Here is a 5,764-nt window from a genome sequence, read left to right as displayed (position 1 = left end):
GGAGGCCACGGACGGCCGAAGCCGAGGAGCGCCATGGACGGCGCTTCCGAGGGGAGCCCGCCGTAGCGCGAAGGCTGAGCCCTAGTTTGGTCGGCGAGGTGACGGTACGAACGGGGAGCACCCGGTACCGCCCGTGGGAAAGTGAGGATAACTCAGGACCCATGGGGGGTGCCTGCTCCGGTCGCCGCGGAGGTTTGCCGTGAGCAAGGGCACCGAGAGGGGTTCGTAAACGTATATAACTGAATCAAGAACAACGCGGTACCCTTTGCCGGAGGTGCTGGACGGTGGGAGAGGCTCCCGTTTGGCAGGCGCTGCTGGCTACCCTGGGCACCTGGGCGGCCACCGCGGTAGGGGCGGCGACGGTTCTCCTTACCGGTTCGGTCCCCAGGAAGTTCCTGGACGGGATGCTCGGTTTTGCCGCCGGGGTAATGCTTTCCGCCAGCTTCTGGTCGCTTTTGGTTCCGGCGGTGGAAATGGCCGGCCAGCTGGCGGTGCCACGGTGGTTCCCCGCCGCCGTGGGTCTTGCCGCCGGAAGCCTGTTCCTGCGCCTGGCGGATGCCCTTTTCCCCCACCTTCACGCCGGGCTGGCGGAGAATCATCGGGAGGGGCTCCGTACCTCGTGGCAGCGGACCACGCTCCTGGTCCTGGCCGTGACGCTGCACAACGTGCCGGAAGGCCTGGCCGTGGGAGTGGCCTTCGGGGCGGCAGCCGCCGGTCTTCCCGAGGCCACCCGGGAAGGAGCCGTAGCTCTGGCCCTGGGGGTGGCCTTGCAGAACTTTCCCGAGGGCATGGCCGTGTCGCTGCCCCTGCGGCGGGAGGGGGTGAGCAAAGGAAGAAGCTTCTGGTACGGCCAGCTCTCCGGCTTGGTGGAGCCGGTGGCAGGGGTGCTGGGAGCTACGGCCACGCTGGCCGCCAATGCGTTGCTGCCTTACGTGTTGGGCTTTGCCGCCGGGGCGATGGTTTTCGTGGTAATTGAGGAGCTGATACCCTCCTCCCAGGAGGGAGGGCATGTAGATGTGGCCACCATGGGGGCCATGGTAGGCTTTATAGTCATGATGATTCTGGATCTGTTGGCGTAGACATTGTTTGCCACGCGAATTCGTGATACACTCTGGTAGTCAATCCCTTTGCCCGGCCGGCGTAACGCCCGGGGGAGGGATTGGGAGGTATCCAGCGTGGATCTGCACCCGGGCATACCCTTGCCGCGCTCGGAGGGCCTTCCCGACCGGGTGGCGGTGAGCTTGGTCAACTTCCTGCTGAGCGCCGCGGTTCAGTCTTCCCTCATCTTCATACCCCTGCTGGCCGAGCAGTTGGGAGCCAACGACTGGCAGGTGGGACTGGTGGGCTCGGCCTACGGGACGGCCTTCCTGCTCGCCTCGCTCCTTTCCGGTTGGAAATCCGACGTCTTGGGCCGGCTCTTCTTCGTGCGCCTGGGCCTGGCGGCCAGCGGGCTGGCCTTTGCCGCCCAGGTCCTGGCCGGAAATCTCTGCCTTCTGGTGCTGGTGCGGGCGGCGGTGGGGCTCTCCCTGGGAGTCACCCTGGCGGCGCTGATCGCCTACGCCTACGACTCCGGAGCGGACATGGGGCGGTTCAGCTCCTACGGGTCCCTGGGGTGGATTCTGGGCGCCTTGGGTGCGGCGGTACTGAAGGAGTGCTGGCTGCTGTTTGCGGTTAGTTCCCTTTCTTGCTGGGTGGCACTGGCCGTGGCCCTGGTGCTCAAGGAGGCTCGGCCCCTGGGAGACCCGGAAGGAGTGAGACTGTGGCCGGTACTGCGGCGCAACCGGCGGATCTACTTCGGCGTTTTCCTGCGGCACCTGGGAGCCACGGCGGTCTGGATTATCCTTCCCCTGTACCTGGCCGCCATGGGGCTGGACCGGACCTGGATAGGGGTGCTTTGGGGGATCAACTTCCTGTCCCAGTTCCTGGCCATGCGTTATATGGGGCGCTTTGATCCGGCCCGGATCTTTGCCGCCGGCCAGGCCCTTTCCGTGGTGGTGTTCGTGGCCTACGCCTACGTGCGGCCCGGACCGGGGTTGCTGGGGGTTCAGGCGCTGTTGGGCGTGGCCTGGTCGGGCCTGTACGTGGGAGCGCTGTTGCTGGCGCTGGGCAGCGGGGAAGAGCGGGGAACCGCCGCCGGTCTGCTGCAGTCTACGATCAACCTCTGCAACGCCGTGGGACCCTTCCTGGGCGGCAGCCTCGCCCACCTCTGGGGCTACCGGGAAGTTATGCTGTTCGCCGCCGTTCTGGGAGTGGCGGGTCTGTTCCTCCGGCCGGTGGCGTACGGCCCGGCCCGGACGGGTACGAATGCGGGAAATCAGCACGGGTGAATCTTTTTTCGGTGCGGGAGGAAATAGAGCACGGGCGGCGAATATAAAAGAACAAGCATACATAGTAGCCGGGCGGGTGCCTGTCTGGACAGGCCGAGAGGGAAGCCGGTGCAAATCCGGCGCGGTCCCGCCACTGTGAGGGGGAGGGGTCCTGCAGAGGGCCACTGGGTCTGGTCGGCCCGGGAAGGCGCAGGACTTCCAAGGAACCCGAGCCAGGAGACCTACCTGCCGTGGTTTACCGCCTGCACCTACGTGGATAGGAAGGCAAGGCAGGATCAGGGTAAAAGTCCTCTTGCCCATAAAGGTGCGGGAGGACTTAGCTTTTACACCCTCCTCTTCCATGTCTTTCGGCCGATGCCCTCATCGGGTAGCCGGCCGCTTTTTTGCATAAGGCAGAGCCCCGGCCGGGAGAAGCCGGGGCTCTGCTTCAGCGGGTAGGACGCCAGGTACCGAGATTCCCGGGCGTCGTCAGGTTCACCTCCTCCGGCGAAATTCGCAGGACCGTGGGAAGGTCTGAATTAGTTTGTCATCCCGAGCTTAGAGGGGCCTTAGAGGCGGGTTAGAGAATCCTTAGAAGCCTGGGCGGAGGGGAGCCAGACCGTGAAGGTAGAGCCTTGCCCGGGCCGGCTCGCCACCTCGATGCGCCCGCCGTGTTCCTCGGCGATCCAGCGGGCTATGGCCAGGCCCAGGCCGGTGCCCCCGGTGCGCCGGGCGGAGCCCTGGAAAAAGCGGTCGAAGATCCGGGGCAACTCTTCGGGGGCAATGCCCGGTCCGGTATCGGCCACTCCTATCCCGTACCATCCATCCTCGGTCGAGGCGGTAAGGGCAACAGTTCCCTCCGGAGGGGTATACTTGAAGGCGTTGTCCAGGAGGATAAGGAGAAGCTGCTTCAGATAGTCGGCGTGGCCCAGGACCCGGGCGCCGCTCAGGGTTTCCAGTTTACGGGTGGCAAAGGCGGCGGGTCCCAGGTGCGGTGCCTGGCGTGCTACTTCCTGGACCAGGGCTTCAAGGTCTACGGGCGTTCGCTCTATCCTGTAGCCGGCATCCGCCCGGGCCAGAATAAGGAGGTTGTTGAGCAGACGCGACATGCGTTCGGCCTCCCCCGTGGCGTCGGCCAGGATTTCCTCCCGGCCAGGGTCGGACGGCGGGAGCTGTTGGAGCAATTCCAGGCTTCCCCGGATCACCGTGAGGGGGGTGCGCAGCTCGTGGGAGACGTCGGCCACGAAGCGGCGCTGGGCGGCGTAAGTCTCGGCCAGGGATTTCTGGGCGGCGGCCAGGCTCTCCAGCATCCGGTTGAAGGCCCGCGCCAGCCGTCCCAGCTCGTCCTCCGGTCCCCGGTAGTGGACCCGGCGGTTGAGATCCTGGGTGCGACTGATGGCCGCGGCCACCTGGGTAAGGTGCTCGACCGGCCTTAAGGCCGCCCGCGCCAGGTAGTAGCCGCCGCCGGTGGCCAGCCCGATCATCGCTAACCCCAGAATGACCAGCACCAGAACCAGGCGGTTCAGGAAATGATACGTAGGCTCCAGGACCCGGCCCACCTGGAGTACGCCCAGGAAGTAGTAGTCCGCGGCCACCACCGGGAGGTTGTAGAGGCGCACCCGTTGCCCGTTGGTCTTTACGGTCTGGAAGAAGGGCCCTTGGGTGCGGGCGGTTTCCAGGGTACGGGAGGGAACCGGCAGGTCCTCGGTACCGAGGTTGGGCGATTTGGCCACGATGTTGCCGTCGGCGTCCACCAACTGGACGAAGGTGTCCGGATATAAGAAAACGCTAAGGTAGGGCAGCCCCACCAGATCCCGGCGGCCGAAGGGGGGACGCGGGGCCTCCAGCCGGTAGGTTATCTCCGCCGCTCTGGCGGCCAGGGCGCGGTCGGTCTGGCGCCACAAGTACTGCTCCAGGCTAAAGTACAGGGCAAAGCCGAATACCGAGATGGTGAAGACCAAAACCCCGGTATTGATAAGGGTCAACCGCCAGCGGATGGAAAGCACTTGCTCACCCCGATTTCTATTCCCGGAGCACGTAGCCTACCCCCCGCACCGTATGCAGGAGCCGCTTCTCCCCTCCGGCCTCGAGCTTAGCCCGCAGGTAACCTATGTAGACCTCCAGCACGTTGGATTCGCCGCTGTAGTCGTATCCCCAGATACGGTCCATGATGGTTTGCCGGGGCAGTACCCGCCGGGGGTTGGCCATAAAGAGGGCCAGGAGGTCGAACTCCTTACCCGTGAGCTGTATGGGGCGGTCTCCCCGCGTGACTTCCCGGGTATTGGGGTCCAGCCGCAGGTCGGCGAACTCCAGCACCTTCCCGGTTTCGGGGAGGCGCCGCCTGAGCAGGGCCCTTACCCGGGCCAGAAGCTCTTCCAGGGCAAAGGGTTTGACCAGGTAATCGTCAGCGCCGCTGTCCAGCCCCCTTACCCGGTCGGACACCTCGTCCCGGGCGGTAAGCATGAGGATCAGCGGGTTCACGTCTTCCCGGAGCCGCCGGCATACCTCGAAGCCGTCGATGTCCGGCAGCATGAGATCCAGGATGACCAGATCGGGGTTGAGGTTCACCGCCTGTTCCAGAGCCTCGGATCCGGAATGGGCCTTAACCGACCGGTAACCGGCATAGGTAAGACTGCGGTGCAGCAGGGCGGTTATTTTGGGGTCGTCGTCCACCACCAGTATCAAGGGTGGCAATTCTACCACCTCGAAAAGGCAGGCAGGATTAGGGTATTTCCTGGGCCGGTTCGCCCCACACCTTGGCCAAGTCCAGGTGCAAATCGGGGAAGCAGCGGGGAACAAAACGCACCGGGCCCTGGTAGGTGCCGGCGCGGACGAAAACCTTCCCTTCCCGGCAGTACTCTTCTAGAACCCGGGCCTCCGGGTCCACCAGCCAGTAGTGGTCCACGCCGTAGCGGGCGTATAGGTGGGCCTTAGTCCGGCGGTCGGTTTCGGCGCTGGTGGGGGAAAGGATCTCTACCACCAGGTCGGGAGGGCCGGCAATGTTCTTGTCGGTGATTAGGTGGCTGCGCTCGCGGCGGATAAAAACCAGATCCGGCTGGACCACATTGTGGGGGCTCAAGACCACGTCCACCGGAGCATCGAATATCTCGCCGAGGTGGTGCTCTTCCACGTGCAGGGCAAGAATCAGTTCCAGCCGCCGGGATACACGCTGGTGCAAGGTGCTGGGAGAGGGCGTCACCGAAAGCACCCCTTCCAGGATTTCGTAGCGTCGCCCGTCGTCGGGGAGGGCGCAATAATCCTCATAGGTCAGCAGGATAGGGCCTGCCGGAGGCGTAGGCTGAAGCATCCCTGGTTTCACCTCCTCGCCGCACGTCTTTTCGGCTTCATCATAACCTGGGGCGGAAGGACAGTCAACGTTTCGGAGCTGACGGATTCCCACTTCTTCGAGGGCAGTGCTGGTTTTGCCCGAGTACCTGAAGCGTGCCGGGTACCGAACT

Annotated in this window: 5 protein-coding genes and 1 riboswitch; of the genes, 2 read left to right on the top strand and 3 right to left on the bottom strand. The window is 64.7% G+C overall.

Annotated elements, in window-relative coordinates:
• Positions 1-284 precede the first annotated feature (284 nt).
• Both NUV99_10540 and NUV99_10535 read left to right on the top strand, forming a co-directional pair.
• Positions 285-1,079, top strand: a complete 795-nt coding sequence (locus NUV99_10540; protein ID MCR4420535.1) for a ZIP family metal transporter — start codon at positions 285-287, stop codon at positions 1,077-1,079.
• A 96-nt stretch (positions 1,080-1,175) separates the two neighbouring features.
• Positions 1,176-2,327, top strand: a complete 1,152-nt coding sequence (locus NUV99_10535) for an MFS transporter (GenBank protein MCR4420534.1) — start codon at positions 1,176-1,178, stop codon at positions 2,325-2,327.
• Positions 2,328-2,384: 57 nt separating this feature from the next.
• Positions 2,385-2,571: riboswitch (cobalamin riboswitch) on the top strand.
• Between the two features lie 304 nt (positions 2,572-2,875).
• On the opposite strand, the gene NUV99_10530 is transcribed toward NUV99_10535, so the two are convergent.
• The 3 genes from NUV99_10530 to NUV99_10520 are packed head-to-tail and all read right to left on the bottom strand — an operon-like array spanning position 2,876 to position 5,613.
• Positions 2,876-4,312 carry a HAMP domain-containing histidine kinase gene (locus NUV99_10530; GenBank protein ID MCR4420533.1) on the bottom strand — a complete coding sequence of 479 codons (1,437 nt, stop codon included), beginning with the start codon at positions 4,310-4,312 and terminating at the stop codon, positions 2,876-2,878.
• Positions 4,313-4,328: 16 nt separating this feature from the next.
• On the bottom strand, positions 4,329-5,000 hold the full coding sequence (locus tag NUV99_10525; protein ID MCR4420532.1) for a response regulator transcription factor: 672 nt from the start codon (positions 4,998-5,000) through the stop codon (positions 4,329-4,331).
• Positions 5,001-5,028: 28 nt separating this feature from the next.
• Positions 5,029-5,613, bottom strand: a complete 585-nt coding sequence (locus NUV99_10520) for a Uma2 family endonuclease (protein MCR4420531.1) — start codon at positions 5,611-5,613, stop codon at positions 5,029-5,031.
• Between the last annotated feature and the right edge of the window lie 151 nt (positions 5,614-5,764).

Source organism: Clostridia bacterium (assembly GCA_024653205.1).
Lineage (GTDB): Bacteria > Bacillota > DSM-521 > Neomoorellales > SLTJ01 > JANLFO01.
The sequence above is the reverse complement of the archived record's forward strand: the minus strand, read 5'-3'. Positions and strand labels throughout refer to the sequence as shown.